18 protein-coding genes and 1 other annotated feature are annotated in these 18,234 nt (G+C 56.1%); of the genes, 16 read left to right on the top strand and 2 right to left on the bottom strand.

Annotated elements, in window-relative coordinates:
* The first annotated feature begins 9 nt into the window (after positions 1-9).
* The 10 genes from gyrB to ACSEMK_RS21005 all read left to right on the top strand — a co-directional run bounded on the left by gyrB (position 10) and on the right by ACSEMK_RS21005 (position 12,244).
* Entirely contained in the window at positions 10-2,424 is a 2,415-nt protein-coding gene (gyrB, locus tag ACSEMK_RS21050; protein ID WP_087858873.1) for a DNA topoisomerase (ATP-hydrolyzing) subunit B, read from the top strand.
* 202 nt (positions 2,425-2,626) lie between these two features.
* The gene (gene yidA / locus ACSEMK_RS21045) at positions 2,627-3,439 is read left to right on the top strand and encodes a sugar-phosphatase (protein WP_015369035.1); all 813 of its coding nucleotides are present in this window, start codon (positions 2,627-2,629) and stop codon (positions 3,437-3,439) included.
* A gap of 318 nt (positions 3,440-3,757) precedes the next feature.
* A complete protein-coding gene (locus ACSEMK_RS21040) occupies positions 3,758-4,771 on the top strand; it encodes a hypothetical protein (RefSeq protein WP_087858874.1) in 1,014 nt (337 codons plus the stop codon).
* Positions 4,768-5,910, top strand: a complete 1,143-nt coding sequence (locus tag ACSEMK_RS21035) for a BamA/TamA family outer membrane protein (protein ID WP_430915427.1) — start codon at positions 4,768-4,770, stop codon at positions 5,908-5,910. Before ACSEMK_RS21040 ends, ACSEMK_RS21035 begins: the two co-directional genes overlap by 4 nt.
* Positions 5,911-6,143: 233 nt before the next feature.
* Positions 6,144-6,833, top strand: coding sequence for a D-galactonate utilization transcriptional regulator DgoR (gene dgoR / locus ACSEMK_RS21030; RefSeq protein WP_015369039.1), 690 nt, complete (start codon positions 6,144-6,146; stop codon positions 6,831-6,833).
* Entirely contained in the window at positions 6,830-7,708 is an 879-nt protein-coding gene (locus tag ACSEMK_RS21025; protein WP_430915426.1) for a 2-dehydro-3-deoxygalactonokinase, read from the top strand. The genes dgoR and ACSEMK_RS21025 overlap by 4 nt, the downstream gene beginning before the upstream one ends.
* The gene (locus ACSEMK_RS21020; RefSeq protein WP_004181595.1) at positions 7,692-8,309 is read left to right on the top strand and encodes a 2-dehydro-3-deoxy-6-phosphogalactonate aldolase; all 618 of its coding nucleotides are present in this window, start codon (positions 7,692-7,694) and stop codon (positions 8,307-8,309) included. Before ACSEMK_RS21025 ends, ACSEMK_RS21020 begins: the two co-directional genes overlap by 17 nt.
* Positions 8,306-9,454, top strand: a complete 1,149-nt coding sequence (gene dgoD / locus ACSEMK_RS21015) for a galactonate dehydratase (RefSeq protein WP_430915425.1) — start codon at positions 8,306-8,308, stop codon at positions 9,452-9,454. Before ACSEMK_RS21020 ends, dgoD begins: the two co-directional genes overlap by 4 nt.
* Positions 9,455-9,628: 174 nt before the next feature.
* Positions 9,629-10,966: an MFS transporter gene (locus ACSEMK_RS21010; RefSeq protein ID WP_045395955.1), complete on the top strand. Its 1,338-nt coding sequence runs from the start codon at positions 9,629-9,631 to the stop codon at positions 10,964-10,966.
* A 51-nt stretch (positions 10,967-11,017) separates the two neighbouring features.
* Entirely contained in the window at positions 11,018-12,244 is a 1,227-nt protein-coding gene (locus ACSEMK_RS21005; RefSeq protein WP_430915424.1) for a DUF3748 domain-containing protein, read from the top strand.
* Between the two features lies 1 nt (position 12,245).
* On the opposite strand, the gene ACSEMK_RS21000 is transcribed toward ACSEMK_RS21005, so the two are convergent.
* Positions 12,246-12,575 carry a YceK/YidQ family lipoprotein gene (locus tag ACSEMK_RS21000; protein WP_162750188.1) on the bottom strand — a complete coding sequence of 110 codons (330 nt, stop codon included), beginning with the start codon at positions 12,573-12,575 and terminating at the stop codon, positions 12,246-12,248.
* A gap of 234 nt (positions 12,576-12,809) precedes the next feature.
* Positions 12,810-12,884, top strand: a sequence feature (ROSE (Repression Of Heat Shock gene Expression) occurs in the 5'-region of heat shock genes and acts as an RNA thermometer to modulate expression.).
* Between ACSEMK_RS21000 and ibpA the strand changes: the two genes are divergently transcribed.
* The 6 genes from ibpA to ACSEMK_RS20970 all read left to right on the top strand — a co-directional run bounded on the left by ibpA (position 12,878) and on the right by ACSEMK_RS20970 (position 16,906).
* Positions 12,878-13,291, top strand: a complete 414-nt coding sequence (gene ibpA / locus ACSEMK_RS20995; RefSeq protein ID WP_015369046.1) for a small heat shock chaperone IbpA — start codon at positions 12,878-12,880, stop codon at positions 13,289-13,291. It overlaps the preceding feature by 7 nt.
* A gap of 116 nt (positions 13,292-13,407) precedes the next feature.
* Positions 13,408-13,836 carry a small heat shock chaperone IbpB gene (gene ibpB / locus ACSEMK_RS20990; protein WP_015369047.1) on the top strand — a complete coding sequence of 143 codons (429 nt, stop codon included), beginning with the start codon at positions 13,408-13,410 and terminating at the stop codon, positions 13,834-13,836.
* Between the two features lie 123 nt (positions 13,837-13,959).
* Positions 13,960-15,621 carry a putative transporter gene (locus ACSEMK_RS20985; protein WP_045395952.1) on the top strand — a complete coding sequence of 554 codons (1,662 nt, stop codon included), beginning with the start codon at positions 13,960-13,962 and terminating at the stop codon, positions 15,619-15,621.
* A gap of 100 nt (positions 15,622-15,721) precedes the next feature.
* A complete protein-coding gene (locus tag ACSEMK_RS20980) occupies positions 15,722-16,069 on the top strand; it encodes a YidH family protein (protein ID WP_015369053.1) in 348 nt (115 codons plus the stop codon).
* Positions 16,059-16,421, top strand: a complete 363-nt coding sequence (locus ACSEMK_RS20975) for a DUF202 domain-containing protein (protein ID WP_015703888.1) — start codon at positions 16,059-16,061, stop codon at positions 16,419-16,421. The genes ACSEMK_RS20980 and ACSEMK_RS20975 overlap by 11 nt, the downstream gene beginning before the upstream one ends.
* Complete coding sequence (locus ACSEMK_RS20970; RefSeq protein WP_047044633.1) at positions 16,418-16,906, top strand: hypothetical protein; 489 nt, start codon at positions 16,418-16,420, stop codon at positions 16,904-16,906. The genes ACSEMK_RS20975 and ACSEMK_RS20970 overlap by 4 nt, the downstream gene beginning before the upstream one ends.
* Here ACSEMK_RS20970 and dsdA read toward each other — a convergent pair.
* Complete coding sequence (dsdA, locus tag ACSEMK_RS20965) at positions 16,903-18,231, bottom strand: D-serine ammonia-lyase (protein WP_430915423.1); 1,329 nt, start codon at positions 18,229-18,231, stop codon at positions 16,903-16,905. The two genes, ACSEMK_RS20970 and dsdA, sit on opposite strands and share 4 nt — an antisense overlap.
* Between the last annotated feature and the right edge of the window lie 3 nt (positions 18,232-18,234).

Here is an 18,234-nt window from a genome sequence, read left to right as displayed (position 1 = left end):
GAAACGTTGATGTCGAATTCTTATGACTCCTCCAGTATCAAAGTCCTGAAAGGGCTGGATGCGGTGCGTAAGCGCCCGGGTATGTATATCGGCGACACGGATGACGGCACCGGTCTGCACCACATGGTATTCGAGGTTGTGGATAACGCTATCGACGAAGCGCTCGCAGGTTACTGTAAAGACATCGTTGTTACTATCCACAGCGATAACTCCGTCTCCGTACAGGATGACGGTCGCGGCATCCCAACCGGCATTCACCCGGAAGAGGGCGTCTCCGCGGCGGAAGTTATCATGACCGTCCTGCACGCCGGCGGTAAATTCGATGATAACTCCTATAAAGTGTCCGGCGGTCTGCACGGCGTAGGCGTCTCGGTGGTTAACGCCCTGTCGCAGAAGCTGGAGCTGGTTATCCAACGCGATAACAAAGTCCACAAACAAATCTATGAGCACGGCGTGCCGCAGGCGCCGCTGGCGGTAACCGGCGAAACAGAAAGCACCGGTACCATGGTGCGTTTCTGGCCAAGCCTGGAAACCTTCACCAACGTCACTGAATTCGAATACGAAATCCTGGCGAAACGTCTGCGCGAGCTGTCGTTCCTGAACTCCGGGGTCTCTATCCGCCTGCGCGATAAGCGCGACGGCAAAGAAGACCATTTCCACTACGAAGGCGGCATCAAGGCGTTTGTTGAGTATCTCAACAAGAACAAAACGCCGATCCATCCGAATATCTTCTATTTCTCCACCGAAAAAGACGGTATCGGCGTTGAAGTGGCACTGCAGTGGAACGACGGTTTCCAGGAAAACATCTACTGCTTTACCAACAACATTCCGCAGCGTGACGGCGGTACTCACCTGGCGGGCTTCCGCGCGGCGATGACCCGTACCCTGAACGCCTACATGGATAAAGAAGGCTACAGCAAAAAAGCGAAAGTCAGCGCCACCGGCGACGATGCTCGTGAAGGCCTGATTGCCGTGGTTTCCGTGAAGGTGCCGGATCCGAAGTTCTCCTCTCAGACCAAAGACAAGCTGGTCTCCTCTGAGGTGAAATCGGCGGTTGAGCAGCAGATGAACGAACTGCTGAGCGAATACCTGCTGGAAAACCCGTCCGATGCGAAGATCGTGGTCGGCAAAATTATCGACGCCGCGCGTGCGCGTGAAGCCGCGCGTCGCGCCCGTGAAATGACCCGTCGTAAAGGCGCGCTTGACCTGGCTGGCCTGCCGGGCAAACTGGCGGATTGCCAGGAACGCGACCCGGCGCTGTCTGAACTGTACCTCGTGGAAGGGGACTCCGCGGGCGGCTCTGCGAAACAGGGCCGTAACCGTAAGAACCAGGCTATCCTGCCGCTGAAGGGTAAAATCCTTAACGTCGAGAAAGCCCGCTTCGATAAAATGCTCTCTTCTCAGGAAGTGGCCACGCTTATCACCGCGCTGGGCTGCGGCATCGGCCGCGATGAGTACAACCCGGATAAACTGCGTTATCACAGCATCATCATCATGACCGATGCGGACGTCGACGGCTCGCACATTCGTACCCTGCTGTTGACCTTCTTCTATCGTCAGATGCCGGAAATCGTGGAACGCGGCCACGTTTACATTGCTCAGCCGCCGCTGTACAAAGTGAAGAAAGGCAAGCAGGAACAGTACATTAAAGACGACGAAGCGATGGATCAGTACCAGATCTCCATCGCGCTCGACGGCGCGACCCTGCACACCAACGCCAGCGCACCGGCCTTAGCCGGCGAGTCACTGGAAAAACTGGTGGCCGAGTACAACGCGACGCAGAAAATGATTGGCCGCATGGAGCGCCGTTTCCCGAAAGCGATGCTCAAAGAGCTTATCTATCAGCCGACGCTGGCCGAAGCCGATCTGAGCAACGAGCAGACCGTCACCCGCTGGATTAACCAGCTGATCAGCGAGCTGAACGAAAAAGAGCAGCACGGCAGCCAGTGGAAGTTTGATGTTCGTGAAAACAGCGAGCTGCAGCAGTTCGAGCCGATCGTGCGCGTGCGTACCCACGGCGTCGATACCGACTACCCGCTGGATAACGAGTTCATCACCGGCGCGGAATACCGCCGTATCTGCACCCTCGGCGAGAAGCTGCGCGGGCTTATCGAAGACGACGCGTTTATCGAACGCGGCGAGCGCCGCCAGCCGGTAGCCAGCTTCGAACAGGCGCTCGACTGGCTGGTTAAAGAGTCGCGTCGCGGCCTCTCTATCCAGCGTTATAAAGGACTGGGCGAGATGAACCCGGATCAGCTGTGGGAAACCACCATGGATCCGGACAGCCGCCGCATGCTGCGCGTCACCGTGAAGGATGCGATTGCCGCCGACCAGCTGTTCACCACCCTGATGGGCGATGCCGTTGAACCGCGTCGCGCCTTTATCGAAGAGAACGCCCTGAAAGCGGCGAACATCGATATCTAAGCCTGTATTTCCCCGGTGACATGATGTCTATCGGGGCTACGGTTTTGCTAAACCCGGTACGCGTTGCGCTGCCGGGTTTTTCTTTTGCGGCAAAAGGGGAATCCGCCTGCGCAATCCATCCTCGTTTTCTCCCGCTGCGAGAGCTGTTTTTTGAGCGGAATCGCGTTAGCATGAGTGAAGACTCATCTTACCCGGGGATCCCATGGCTATTAAACTGATTGCAATTGATATGGACGGCACGCTGTTGCTGCCTGACCATACCATTTCTCCGGCGGTGAAAACCGCCATCGCGGCAGCGCGCGCCCGCGGCGTTAACGTGGTGCTGACGACCGGCCGCCCCTACGCTGGTGTCCATAGCTACCTGAAAGAGCTGCACATGGAACAGCCGGGCGACTACTGCATCACCTATAACGGCGCGCTGGTTCAGAAAGCCAGCGACGGCAGCACCGTGGCGCAAACGGCGTTAAGCTACGATGATTATCGCTTCCTTGAGCAACTCTCTCGCGACGTTGGCTCGCACTTCCACGCGCTCGATCGTAATACGCTTTATACCGCGAACCGCGATATCAGCTACTACACGGTGCATGAATCCTACGTGGCGACCATTCCGCTAGTATTCTGCGAAGCAGAAAAGATGGACCGTAATATTCAGCTGCTGAAGGTGATGATGATCGATGAGCCTGCTGTTCTCGATCGGGCCATCGCCCGTATTCCGGCGGAAGTGAAAGAGAAGTATACCGTGCTGAAAAGTGCGCCGTACTTCCTCGAAATCCTCGATAAACGCGTCAATAAAGGCACCGGCGTGAAGTCGCTGGCCGATACGCTGGGCATCAAGCCGGAAGAAATTATGGCGATTGGCGATCAGGAAAATGATATCGCGATGATTGAATTCGCCGGCGTCGGCGTGGCGATGGATAACGCCATCCCGACGGTGAAAGAAGCGGCGAATTTCGTCACTAAATCGAACCTTGAAGATGGCGTCGCCTTCGCCATTGAAAAATACGTCTTAGCCTAAGCGCATTTCGGGCCCGGAATTCTCCGGGCCTCAGACTGCTGACAAAGAAGGAAAAAGCGTGGTTTTTCCTTCTTTGTGGTTATCAGCCGAAAATCAATAAATTGATTTTCCATGTTTTTGTCTGGTGCAATCTGTAAGTGCAACGGTTGCATGAGGTTTGTCATCAATCTCAGACCCGGAATTCTCCGGGCCTGTCTTCTCTTTTTTCATGAATAGATGTTAATCCGCATTTAAATCCCTTAATCAGCGCAGGGGATTCTATAAGCTACCCGCCCCATTTTATGAATTCTGTTCTTAAGAACTAACATCATATTTCCTATGAATAAAAATCACTTTTTGATGTTGGTTGCGCTGCCTTTTCTCTCTTTTCAGGCCTGCGCGGCCGCAGAACCAACGACTCAACTTGAACCCGTATACGCCTGGCACGGTAGCGAACCGGCGGATCTGCCCGCGCCTGACAATAGCCAGGTCGCGGCGCCGGAATCGACGTCGGTCTTGCCTTTTTTAGGCGATGAAGCCAGAAAGCACGGCTACGTCCTGCCGCTGCCGTTTGGCGTCGGCGTTAACTATATGGATATGCGGCAAAATATTAATGTCGATAGCATTAATTTTACCGGTTTATCGTTAGGTAATTTTTCACTGGATAACGCCTTCCAGATTGGCGTCGGTAATACGCGGGAAAGCAGTAAAACCGAGACCCTTAAGCTGGATGCCTGGCTGCTGCCGTTTATGAACGTCTATGGCCTGGTTGGACATACTAAAGGCCATTCAATCTCGCAAATCGCCGTCGGTCTGAAAGGGCCGAATGGTAAAGTAGTGCCCATGCCAGGTATGCAGGATCTTGATTTTCGCCTTGATTTTAAAGGCACGACTTACGGCGTTGGCACCACGCTGGTGGGCGGCGTCGGCAACTGGTTCACGGTATTAGACGCCAACTATACGCAGACGCGTTTTGATATTCTCGACGGCAGCATTGATGCTTTTACCTTTTCGCCGCGTTTGGGCTATCGTTTCAATACGCCGTCGGTAGATGCGCTGCATCTGCCCAACGGGAAGCTGAATATCTGGGTTGGCAGCATGTATCAGGATGTGCAGCAGGAATTTAAGGGCAGCCTGAACGATCTGTCGATGCCGTCGACGATGCTGCAAAACATGGTCAATCTGGCTAACAAGAACGGTAACGGTCGCTTTGATGTGAAACAGCATCTACAGTCGCCGTGGAACGTGCTGGTGGGCGCGCAGTATGAGATGACCCGGAACTTTAATATCACTACGGAGTTTGGTTTTGCCGAACGTAACAGTTTCTTTATCGCCGGCGAGTATCGCTTTTGAGACGACTGTTTAGCGCCATCCTGCTGCTAACATGCCTTGTTATTGGGCAGGCGCAGGCGCAGGCACAGGCGCTCAGCCGCGAAAAAATCGACGGCTGGTTGCAAAACCTTGGCGCCAGCGACAAGTTCGACGCCAGCAAAGGCATCGACTGGGGCGTCATGCCAGGGCCATTTTATACGCCGGAGCTGGGGCTTGGATTGGGTACGGCCGTTGTGGGCATGTATCGCCCGGACCCAAATGACACCATCAGCCAGAACTCCACGCTGACGCTTAGCGGCTACGTTAGCTCCACCGGCGCGTTTGGCCTCAGCGTTAAAAACTATGCTTTTTTCGACAACGATTTGTGGCGGGTATTTGTTGAAGGCTCGATGGCCAACACGCCGACTTACTACTGGGGACAGGGTTTTCACGCCGGCGACAAAGACAATGAGAAAGAAAAATATACCGCCCAGGTGCTGACTCTGCGCCCGATGGTCTACCGGCAGCTCGTCGATAATGTCTACCTGGGGGCGGGGTGGTCGCTGGCGGCGCAAAATGCCGATGAGATGGACCATGACGATCTGCCGAAAATAGAAAACACCCCACAGGGGCCGTCGGTATTCAGCTCCGGCGCCAGTATTGATATCAACTGGGACGATCGCGATTTTGTTCCCAACCCACGCAAGGGCCAGTACGCCGATTTTCGCTATACCCATTATGCGCCGGGACTCGGCAGCGATACGCGTTTTGATGAGTTTCGCCTGCACTATAGCCGCTATCAGGCCCTGAGCGATAAAAGCGTGCTGGCCTGGGAAGCGGATGGCACCTTCACCCAGGGCGATGTGCCGTGGAGCATGATGCCGCTGCTCGGCAGCGATGAACGTATGCGCGGCTACTACCAGGGGCGCTACCGCGATAAAAACGTGGTCAGCTCTCAGCTGGAATACCGTCGTCAGTTGACGTGGCGACACGGCGTTGTTGCCTGGGTCGGCGCGGGCACCATGGGGCCATCCATTGATTCTCTGAATGATGGGCGCTGGCTACCTTCGGCGGGCGTCGGCTACCGCTTTGAATTCAAACCTCGCGTTAATATTCGCCTCGACTACGGTATCGGTAAGGGCAGCAGCGGCTTTTACTTCCAGGTCGGCGAAGCGTTCTAACTCTTATTTACCCTCCTTTCCTGCTTTGACGGCGCCATCTGCCGTGGCCACAGGCATTTTTATTTTTATGGGTTGTTCTTTTTGTGATCTAAATTGTAGTACAACACAATCATGTTGTACTACATTGTGCTCATGGCGACGACGACTGACATCACGCTAGTAGTACAAAAGTGAGGCAAAATTCGACAGCGACGGTAAAGTAGAGCAGTACACATAGAGCATAAGGACTCTCCATGACTCTCAATAAGACCGATCGCATCGTGATCACGCTGGGCAAACAGATTGTCAGCGGTAAGTACGTACCGGGTTCAGCGCTACCGGCCGAAGCGGAACTGTGTGAAGAGTTTGAAACTTCGCGCAACATCATCCGCGAAGTATTTCGCTCGCTAATGGCGAAGCGGCTGATCGAAATGAAGCGTTATCGCGGCGCGTTTGTCGCTCCGAGAAACCAGTGGAACTACCTCGATACCGAGGTACTGCAGTGGGTACTGGAAAATGATTATGACCCGCGTCTTATCAGCGCGATGAGTGAAGTGCGCAACCTGGTCGAGCCCGCTATTGCCCGCTGGGCGGCGGAACGCGCCACCTCGAGCGATCTGGCGGAAATCGAGTCGGCGCTCAATGACATGATCGCCAACAACCAAAACCGGGATGCCTTTAACGAGGCCGATATTCGTTACCACGAAGCGGTGCTGCAGTCAGTACATAACCCGGTTTTGCAGCAGCTTAGCGTGGCGATCAGTTCGCTGCAGCGGGCGGTATTTGAACGGACCTGGATGGGTGATGAAGGCAACATGCCGAAAACCCTGCAGGAACATAAAGCGCTATTTGACGCCATTCGGCATCAGGATAGCGACGCGGCGGAGCAGGCGGCGTTGACGATGATCGCCAGCTCGACACGAAGGCTCAAGGAAATCACATGACGGCTCGCTACATCGCAATAGATTGGGGATCGACGAATTTACGCGCCTGGCTTTATCAGGGCGAAGAATGCCTGGAAAGCAGGCAATCTGAAGCGGGCGTAACGCGCCTGAACGGTCGCTCTCCCGCTGCGGTGTTAGCGGAAATTACCCAACACTGGCGCGATGGCGCCACACCGGTGGTGATGGCAGGGATGGTCGGCAGCAACGTGGGCTGGAAAATCTCCCCCTATTTGCCGCTTCCTGCCGCTTTCTCGGACATTGGCCAGCAGTTAACTGCCGTTGGCGACAATATCTGGATAATTCCCGGCCTTTGCGTTTCCCGTGACGATAACCATAACGTCATGCGCGGAGAAGAAACGCAACTGCTGGGCGCACGCGCCTTAGCCCCTTCGTCTGTCTACGTGATGCCGGGAACCCACTGCAAATGGGTACTGGCCGATCGCCTGCAAATTCACGATTTTCGTACCGTTTTGACCGGTGAGTTGCATCATCTGTTGCTTCAGCACTCGCTGGTGGGCGCCGGCTTACCGCCGCAGGAGACGTCCGCCGACGCATTCGCGGCCGGTCTGCAGCGCGGTATCAACAACCCCGCCGTCCTGCCGCAGCTGTTTGAAGTGCGCGCTTCGCACGTGCTGGGCGCGCTGCCTCGCGAGCAGGTTAGCGAATTTCTTTCCGGCCTGCTGATTGGCGCTGAAGTTGCCACCCTCAGCGACACGTTCGCCGGGAAGCAGGCTATTAGCCTCGTCGCCGGATCATCGTTAACGTCCCGCTATCAGCAGGCATTCGCCGCCATTGGCCGCGAAGTCACCGCGGTTGCGGGCGATACGGCATTTCAGACAGGAATAAGGAGCATCGCTTATGCAGTGGCAAACTAACCTTCCGCTTATCGCTATCCTGCGCGGTATTACGCCAGACGAGGCGCTGGCTCACGTTGGCGCCGTTATCGACGCCGGTTTCGACGCGGTCGAAATCCCGCTGAACTCGCCGCAGTGGGAGAAGAGTATTCCGCAGGTCGTCGATGCTTACGGCGAGCAGGCGCTTATCGGCGCGGGCACCGTGCTGCAACCGGAGCAGGTCGACAGGCTGGCGGCCATGGGCTGTCGGCTGATCGTGACGCCAAACATTCAGCCGGAAGTGATCCGGCGGGCGGTGGGTTACGGCATGACCGTGTGTCCAGGCTGCGCCACCGCCAGCGAAGCCTTTAGCGCGCTCGATGCCGGCGCGCAGGCGCTGAAAATCTTCCCGTCATCGGCTTTTGGACCGGATTACATCAAAGCGTTGAAAGCCGTGCTGCCGCCGGAGGTTCCGGTCTTTGCCGTTGGCGGCGTGACGCCGGAAAACCTGGCGCAGTGGATTAATGCCGGTTGTGTGGGGGCTGGGCTGGGTAGCGATCTCTATCGCGCCGGCCAGCCGGTTGAACGTACCGCGCAACAGGCAGCCGCATTCGTAAAAGCGTATCGAGAGGCAGTGAAATGAAAATAACCAATATCACCACGTACCGTTTACCTCCGCGTTGGATGTTCCTGAAGATTGAAACCGATGAAGGCATTGTCGGCTGGGGCGAACCGGTGATTGAAGGGCGCGCCCGCACGGTGGAGGCGGCCGTTCATGAATTTGGCGACTACCTGATTGGCCAGGATCCGGCGCGGATTAACGACCTGTGGCAGGTGATGTACCGCGGCGGCTTTTATCGCGGCGGCCCGATTATGATGAGCGCCATCGCCGGTATTGACCAGGCGCTATGGGATATTAAAGGTAAGGTCCTGAATGCCCCGGTCTGGCAACTGATTGGCGGGCTGGTGCGCGACAAAATTAAAGCCTACAGCTGGGTGGGCGGCGACCGCCCCGCCGAAGTAATTGACGGGATTAAGAAGCTGCGCGGTATTGGTTTCGACACCTTTAAATTAAACGGCTGCGAAGAGATGGGGCTCATCGATAATTCCCGTGCGGTTGATGCGGCGGTGAATACCGTAGCGCAAATCCGCGAAGCGTTTGGCAATGAAATTGAGTTTGGTCTCGATTTTCATGGCCGCGTTAGCGCGCCGATGGCTAAGGTATTAATTAAAGAGCTGGAGCCATATCGCCCATTATTTATTGAGGAGCCGGTATTAGCCGAGCAGGCGGAATATTATCCGCGGCTGGCGGCGCAAACGCATATTCCAATTGCCGCCGGCGAACGTATGTTCTCGCGCTTTGAATTTAAACGGGTACTGGAAGCGGGCGGGGTGGCTATTTTACAGCCCGATTTGTCGCACGCAGGCGGTATTACCGAATGCTATAAAATTGCCGGAATGGCGGAAGCCTATGACGTTGGGCTGGCGCCGCACTGCCCGCTGGGGCCGATCGCGCTGGCCGCTTGTCTGCACGTCGATTTCGTTTCACATAACGCGGTTTTCCAGGAACAGAGCATGGGGATCCACTACAACAAAGGCGCCGAACTGCTTGATTTCGTGAAAAATAAAGAAGATTTCAATATGGAAGGCGGCTTCTTTAAACCTCTGATGAAGCCGGGGCTGGGCGTGGAAATTGATGAGGCCCGCGTGATTGAGTTAAGTAAAAATGCGCCGGACTGGCGAAATCCGTTGTGGCGATATGAGGATGGCTCTGTCGCCGAATGGTAAATGCTCTTCATATTTCACGCCACGGGTGCGTTGGCTGCGATTGCGCACCCCAGTCACTTACTAATGTAAGCTCCTGGGGATTTGCAATCTTGCCGCCTTCCTGCGACGTGAACTATTTAGAGCATTCTTAAGTAAAAAATAAAAAACAAAAACACCCTCTGTAAATTACCGGGCATGGTGAGCGGCTTCGCTATGCCCAAAATCTGGAGACAGATTGCGATGGATATTTCAGTTACCGCTGTAAAACCCGGGCGTCGCCGTTATCTGACGCTCATCATGATCTTTATTACCGTGGTTATTTGTTATGTTGACCGCGCCAACCTCGCTGTCGCCTCGGCGCATATTCAGGAGGAGTTTGGTATTAGCAAAGCGGAAATGGGCTATGTATTTTCCGCCTTTGCCTGGCTGTATACCCTCTGCCAGATCCCTGGCGGTTGGTTTCTTGACCGCGTAGGATCCAGGCTTACCTACTTTATCGCTATATTTGGCTGGTCCGTCGCGACGTTGCTACAAGGCTTCGCCACCGGCTTAATGTCGCTGATTGGTTTACGCGCCATTACCGGCATCTTCGAAGCGCCAGCTTTCCCGACCAACAACCGCATGGTGACCAGCTGGTTCCCCGAACACGAACGCGCCTCTGCCGTTGGGTTTTATACCTCGGGGCAATTTGTGGGTCTGGCCTTCCTCACGCCGCTACTGATCTGGATCCAGGAGCTATTAAGCTGGCACTGGGTATTTATCGTTACCGGCGGTATCGGCATTATCTGGTCGTTAATCTGGTTTAAGGTTTATCAACCGCCGCGCCTGACTAAAAGCATCAGTAAAGCCGAACTCGACTATATCCGCGACGGAGGCGGCCTGGTGGATGGCGATGCGCCGCTGAAGAAAGAGGCGCGTCAACCGTTATCAAAAGCGGACTGGAAGCTGGTCTTTCACCGTAAGCTGGTTGGCGTTTACCTTGGGCAGTTCGCGGTTACCTCGACGCTGTGGTTCTTCCTGACCTGGTTCCCGAATTACTTAACCCAGGAAAAAGGCATCACCGCGCTGAAGGCCGGCTTTATGACCACGGTACCCTTCCTCGCCGCGTTTTTTGGCGTCCTGCTCTCCGGCTGGCTGGCGGATAAGCTGGTGAAAAAAGGCTACTCGCTGGGCGTGGCGCGCAAAACGCCGATTATCTGCGGGCTGCTGATCTCCACCTGCATCATGGGGGCGAACTATACCAACGACCCCGTTTGGATCATGGCGTTGATGGCGCTGGCATTCTTCGGCAACGGCTTTGCGTCTATCACTTGGTCGCTGGTCTCCTCCCTGGCGCCGATGCGCCTGATCGGCCTGACCGGCGGGGTCTTTAACTTCGTTGGCGGACTGGGTGGCATCACCGTCCCGCTGGTGATTGGCTATCTGGCGCAGGATTACGGCTTTGGCCCGGCGCTGGTTTATATCTCCGTAGTGGCGCTGATAGGCGCGCTGTCTTATATCCTGCTGGTCGGCGATGTGAAACGTGTAGGCTAAATTTTGGCGATACGCTACCCTGATGCGTAAGTCTCGCATCAGGGTATCGTCATGAAACAAGTCACTTTTGCTCCCCGTCACCATCAGCTTACCAATATCAATACCTGGACCCCGGACAGCCAGTGGCTGGTTTTCGACGTCCGTCCGTCGGGGGCCTCTTTCACCGGCGAGACCATTGAGCGGGTGAATATCCATAGCGGCGCCGTTGAGACGCTCAATCGCGCCGCTGACGGTGCCTGCGTTGGTGTGGTCACCGTACACCCGACGCAAGATAAATACGTTTTTATTCACGGCCCGGAACACCCGGACGCCAACTGGCATTACGATTTTCATCACCGTCGCGGGGTGGTGAACTGGCAGGGTGAAACCCGCAATCTTGATGCGCTGGATATTACCGCGCCTTATACCCCCGGCGCGCTGCGCGGCGGCAGCCACGTTCATGTCTTCAGCCCAGACGGCCAGTTCGTTAGCTTCACGTATAACGACCACGTACTTCACGAATACGATCCGGCGCTGGATCTGCGCAACGTTGGCGTAGCCGCGCCCTATGGCCCGGTGAGCCCGCAGGGCGCCCATCCCCGCGAATATGCCGGCAGCCACTGGTGCGTGCTGGTGAGCCGTACCACGGCGAACCCATTGCCGGGCAGCGATGAGATCAATCGCGCTTATGAAGAGGGGTGGGTCGGCAATCATGCACTAGCCTTTATCGGCGATACGCTGGCGGAAAACGGCGACAAAGTGCCTGAACTGTTTATTGTGACGCTGCCGCGGGATGAGGCAGGGTGGAAGCGGCAGGGCGATGCGCCGCTGGCCGGAAGTGCAACGACGATGCCCGCGCCGCCGGCAGGCGTCAGCCAGCGTCGTTTGACCTATACCCACCAGCGCCGCTATCCGGGGCTGGTGAATGTACCGCGCCATTGGGTACGCGCCAATCCGCAGGCCACCGAGATCGCCTTTCTGATGCGTGATGACGCAGGCGTTGTACAACTGTGGCTTATCGCGCCTGCGGGCGGCGAGCCGCGTCAGTTAACGCATACTGCAAAGGGGATTCAGTCGGCGTTTAACTGGCATCCATCGGGCGAGTGGCTGGGATGCGTGGTGGAAAACAAAATCGCGCTCTGCGATGCCCGCAGCGGCGCGGTAAGTTATTTGACGACCGATCGCGAAAATCCGCCGTCCGCGGATGCCGTTGTATTTTCACCGGATGGAAAATACCTGGCGTGGATGGAAGACGTCGACGGTTATCGCCAGTTGTGGATAACCGAAACGCAGCGCTAGCTTAGCGCGAAGGCATTGGCGCTGGCGGGATGACGGAGTTAGTCGCCAGCGTCTCCTGTTCGCTTTTCTCGACGCGCGATTTTACCGAGCTGTCGGTGCGGAACATATCCCACGGCAGAAGTAGCGTGTCCATAACCGCGGTGAACGGCATATCGAGGGCCACCAGCGATTTCACGCCCCAGTTGGTGTCGTCGTCGCCCAGCGTATGGGCGCTGGAGCGCGTGCCTGGGTAGGTTCCTTCCTTGCCGCCGGTATGCGACATCACGCTGGAGCAACCGCCCATACTAATCATCCCGCTGAACAGGACCAGCTTTAACAATCCGCTTTTCATCACTCTTCCGTCATTTTATCGGGGTTACTTCGGTTATAACGAGCCGTCCCGTGAATGCCTAGCGTTATTGCACTGCACTGTGGCGAGTATCGCACTTTGCCTTTTGTGCTTTGCAACCAGTCTAAGCATTCGCCAGCAAACTGCAAAAAAAATTTGGCTGAAAAGGGCTTGAAAAGCGTCGGGGCACACCCATTTTAGTAGTGTCACCCAATGAGGATACGCCTGAGGGGTATTCCGGGTCATAACGGCTTGTCCATGATGGAAAGCCATTGAATTCTCGCTGATTTCAGGAGCTATTTACTATGCGTAATTTCGATCTCTCCCCGCTTTATCGTTCTGCTATTGGTTTCGACCGTCTGTTCAACCTGTTAGAAAATAATCAAAACCAGGGTAACGGCGGCTACCCTCCGTATAACGTTGAATTAGTGGATGAAAACAATTACCGCATCGCGATTGCCGTCGCCGGTTTTGCGGAAAGCGAATTAGAGATAACCGCGCAAGACAATCTTCTGGTGGTGAAAGGCTCCCATGCCGCCGAGCAGAAAGAGCGCACCTACCTGTACCAGGGGATCGCGGAACGCAACTTCGAGCGTAAATTCCAGCTCGCCGATAACATTCATATTCGCGGCGCTAACCTGGTCAACGGCCTGCTGTATATCGATCTGGAACGCGTGATTCCGGAAGCGAACAAACCGCGCCGTATCGAAATTAACTAATTTTCCGCTTCAGGCCGCGCGGCGGCCTGAATAAACAACTTGCTTGCCGTCAGGGAGCAAATGCGAATTCGCTGAATTCGCAGGTACTTACTCGCTTCTCAGAAGGAGAAAACACTATGCGTAACTACGATTTATCCCCACTGCTGCGTCAATGGATCGGTTTTGACAAACTGGCTAATGCCCTGCAAACCGCCGGTGAAAGCCAAACCTTCCCGCCCTATAACATCGAAAAAAGCGACGATAACCATTACCGCATTACCCTCGCGGTAGCCGGGTTCCGTCAGGAAGATTTGGATATTCAGCTGGAAGGTACGCGTCTGACCGTTAAAGGCACGCCGCAGGCCGCTGAAAAAGAGACTAAATGGCTGCACCAGGGGCTGGTGAATCAGGCCTTCAGCTTGAGTTTCACCCTCGCGGATAATATGGAAGTCTCCGGTGCCACCTTTACCAATGGCTTATTGCATATCGACTTAACCCGCCACGAGCCGGAAGTCGCCGCCCCGCAGCGTATCGCTATTAGCGAGCGCCCGGCGCTGAATAGTTAATTCAGCCACATCGCTTTCAAGCCCCGATAACTCGGGGCTTTTTTGTGCGCGGGACTACATACAGTATTCCCGCCTTCAGTCATAATCCCTGTTAATAATAATGTTATTCACAGGGAAAATAGTATGAGTGATATAGCATTGACCGTCAGCGTGTTGGCGCTGGTTGCGGTGGTGGGATTGTGGATCGGCAATGTCAAAATCCGCGGCGTTGGCTTTGGTATCGGCGGCGTGCTGTTTGGCGGCATTATCGTGGGCCACTTCGTGGATCAGGCAGGGATTACGCTGAGCAGCCCGATGCTGCATTTCATCCAGGAATTTGGCCTTATTCTCTTCGTTTATACCATCGGTATTCAGGTCGGTCCGGGCTTTTTTGCCTCGTTACGCGTCTCCGGGCTTAAGCTCAATCTGTTCGCGATCCTTATCGTCGTACTTGGCGGACTGGTGACGGCGATCCTGCATAAGCTGTTCAATATTCCGCTTCCGGTCGTTCTCGGCATCTTCTCTGGGGCGGTCACTAACACCCCCGCGCTTGGCGCCGGGCAGCAAATCCTGCGCGATCTTGGCCTGCCGTTTGATGTCGTCGATCAGATGGGGATGAGTTACGCGATGGCCTACCCGTTTGGTATCTGCGGCATTTTGCTGACCATGTGGCTGGTGCGGCTGTTCTTTCGCATTAATGTGGAAAAAGAGGCGCAGCAGTTTGATGAGAGCAGCGGCAACGGGCACGCTCATCTGCATACCATTAACGTGCGGGTGGAGAACCCGAACCTGAATAATATGGCGATTCAGGATGTGCCAATGCTCAACAGCGACAAAATTATCTGCTCGCGGTTGAAGCGCGATGAGCTATTGATGGTGCCGGCGCCGGGTACGCTTATCCAGCATGGCGATCTGCTGCACCTGGTCGGGCGGCCGGAGGATTTACACAATGCGCAGCTGGTGATTGGTAAAGAAGTGGCGACTTCGCTCTCAACGCGCGGTACCGATCTCAAAGTGGAACGCGTGGTGGTCACTAACGAGAAGGTATTAGGGAAGAAAATCCGCGATCTGCACTTTAAACAACGCTATGACGTAGTGATTTCGCGGCTTAATCGCGCCGGGGTGGAGCTGGTAGCCAGCAGCCATGCCAGCCTGCAGTTTGGCGACATTCTTAACCTGGTTGGACGTCCACAGGCCATTGACGCGGTGGCCAATGAACTCGGCAACGCGCAGCAAAAGCTGCAGCAGGTACAAATGCTACCGGTGTTTATCGGCATTGGTCTCGGGGTGCTGCTGGGGTCTATTCCGCTGTTTATTCCCGGTTTCCCGGCGGCGTTGAAACTGGGGCTAGCCGGCGGGCCGCTGATTATGGCGCTGATCCTCGGGCGTATCGGCAGCATCGGCAAGCTGTACTGGTTTATGCCGCCGAGCGCCAACCTGGCGCTGCGCGAACTCGGTATCGTGCTGTTTCTGGCGGTGGTGGGGCTGAAGTCCGGCGGCGATTTTGTCGACACCCTGCTCCACGGCGAGGGACTTAGCTGGATAGCCTACGGTATTTTCATCACCGCTATTCCGCTGCTGACGGTGGGTATACTGGCGCGGATACTGGCGAAGATGAACTATCTGACCCTCTGCGGCATGCTGGCCGGCTCAATGACCGACCCGCCGGCGCTGGCCTTCGCCAACAATCTTCACGCCACCAGCGGCGCGGCGGCGCTCTCCTACGCCACGGTTTATCCGCTGGTGATGTTCCTGCGGATAATCACTCCTCAGCTACTGGCCGTGCTGTTCTGGGGGCTGAGTTAGCGAATTCCGAATACCGGCATCCATCGGGTGCCGGTTCTTCTCTCCTGTTCGTGATTTAGGCTATGCTGTGGCCTGTTTGCGTGACGAACAAGGACTGCTGATGAAAATTTCCCGCATTGGCGAAGCGCCGGATTACCGCTTTTCGCTGGCCAATGAACGCACCTTTCTGGCGTGGATCCGTACGGCGCTCGGCTTTCTCGCCGCGGGCGTCGGGCTCGATCAGCTGGCGCCGGATTTTGCCACTCCGCTTATTCGCGAAGTGCTTGCGTTGCTACTATGCCTGTTTGCCGGCGGGCTGGCGGTGTACGGCTATCTGCGCTGGCTGAGCAACGAAAAGGCGATGCGCCTGAAGCAGGATCTCCCCTATACCCGTACGCTACTGGTGATTAGCGTCCTGCTGCTGGCGGTCGTGGCGGCGGTGATGCTGCTGGTGCTGTATGGCGGATAAACGCCGGGCGCGGCGGGAGAGCGATCCCGGTCTGCAGCCGGAGCGCACCTCGCTGGCGTGGTTTCGTACTCTGCTGGGCTACGGGGCGCTGATGGCGCTGGCGATTAAACATAACTGGCATAGCGCCGGGCTGGCGTTCTGGATATCGATTGGCGTACTGGCAGTGGTGGCGATCATTCTCTGGCGCTACACCCGTAGCCGCCATTTGATGGATGTCGGCGAGAGCGATTTTTTGCAGCCGGGAGCAGTTCGTGACAAATTTTTGATCTCCCTCGCAGTGCTTTCGCTGTCATTATTGTTTGCTGTAACGCATCTACGGCAGATCATTTTATTTCTTAAGGATGTGACATGACAGGATGTCGGACAGAATGCCACTCCCTCGCTCACAACGAACCGGCAGTGCAGGAGGTGAAAGTTTATCGCCACCATTGCCAGCAACCGCAGCAGCTATATCGGGAGCTACGCGCACAGGGCGTGCGCGCCGTTCGTTTTATTCCGCAGCTCAGAGCGGAAGATGCCAATGCGTGGGGAAACTTCCTTTGCGCCATTTTCCATATCTGGGCGCGGGAAGATATTGGCCGCATAACGATTACGTTGTTTGAGGAAACTCTGCGTATCTGGTGCGGCGAACCGCTGCGCGAACAACGGCAGGTGGCCGCCAATAGCGCCTGTTTTGTCTGTGCGTGGCGGCGATTATGCGCAGGCGACGACGATCCGCTCTGTGAAGGCTACCGCCAGTTCTATGTCGCCAGCGCTCCCTGTATGCGGGTTATGCGCGATCTGCGTAAACAGCAGCGGTCACCGGGCGAACTGATGCCGCTGCTGCGGGCGATTTAACGCCCCTTCGCCAGATACTGCGCCATCTCTTCTTCCGGCACCATACCGCCGCCGGTCGCCCATACCAGGTGGGTGGCCTGACGTAGCTGTTCGTCGCTCAGTCCTTGTAGCTGATGGTACGCTTTACTGGCGCAGACGCGCTGCGGCCCGGCCATCCCGGCCAGCGCGGACGGCTCAAGGCGAATGTTTTCCGCCGTTGCCAGCCAGCCCAGCATGTCGTACATCGTTTGATCGTCGAGGGTATACAGGCCGTCGAGCAGGCGTTCCATCGCCCGGCCAACGAAGCCGGAAGCGCGGCCGACCGCCAGACCATCGGCGGCGGTCAGGTTATCAATCCCTAAATCCTGCACCGCAATCTGGTCATGGAGCCCGGTGTAAATGCCGAGCAGCATGCATGGGGAATGGGTCGGTTCGGCGAACAGACAGTGAACGTGGTCGCCAAACGCCAGTTTCAGGCCGAATGCGACGCCGCCGGGGCCGCCGCCAACGCCGCATGGCAGATAGACAAACAGCGGGTGATCGGCATCGACCACGCGTCCTGACCGGGCAAACTGCGCTTTCAGGCGTTCGCCGGCCACGGCATAGCCGAGGAACAGCGTGCGCGAGTTTTCATCGTCGATGAAAAAGCATTTCGGGTCGGATTCCGCCGCCTTGCGCCCCTGTTCGACCGCCACGCCGTAATCTTCTTCATACTCAACAACCGTTACGCCGTGGCTGCGCAGTTTGGCCTTTTTCCATGCGCGGGCATCGGCAGACATATGTACCGTGACCTTAAAACCAATGCGCGCGCTCATGATGCCGATCGACATACCGAGGTTGCCGGTAGAACCAACGGCGATGCTGTACTGGCTGAAGAACTGCTTGAATTCCGGTGTCAGCAATTTGCGATAATCATCTGAGGTGGTGAGCAGCCCGGCTTCCAGCGCCAGCTTTTCCGCATGGGTCAGCACTTCATAAATGCCGCCGCGCGCCTTAATGGAGCCCGAAATCGGCAGGTGGCTATCTTTTTTCAGTAACAGTTCGCCGTGAATCGGCTGATTGAATTGTTGCTCGAGGCGGCGTTTCATTGCCGGAATGGCAACCACTTCTGATTCGATAATCCCGCCGGTGACGGCCGTTTCCGGAAAGGCTTCCGCCAGATACGGCGCGAAGCGCTGAAGGCGTTCGTGAGCGTCTTTTACATCTTCGGCGGTCAGGCCGACATAGGGCAAACCTTGCGCCAGCGTCGTGGTCGCCGGGTTAAACCAGGTGGTTTCTTTCAGCGCGATCAGCTCCTGTACAAGCGGGAAGGTCGCGGTTAATTGGGTCAGGTCAGCGTTTTTCATATT

The sequence above is a fragment of the Klebsiella sp. K-3 genome (assembly GCF_051207495.1).
GTDB classification, from domain to species: Bacteria; Pseudomonadota; Gammaproteobacteria; order Enterobacterales; family Enterobacteriaceae; genus Klebsiella; species Klebsiella aerogenes.
This window is presented reverse-complemented; position numbering and strand designations above follow the sequence as displayed.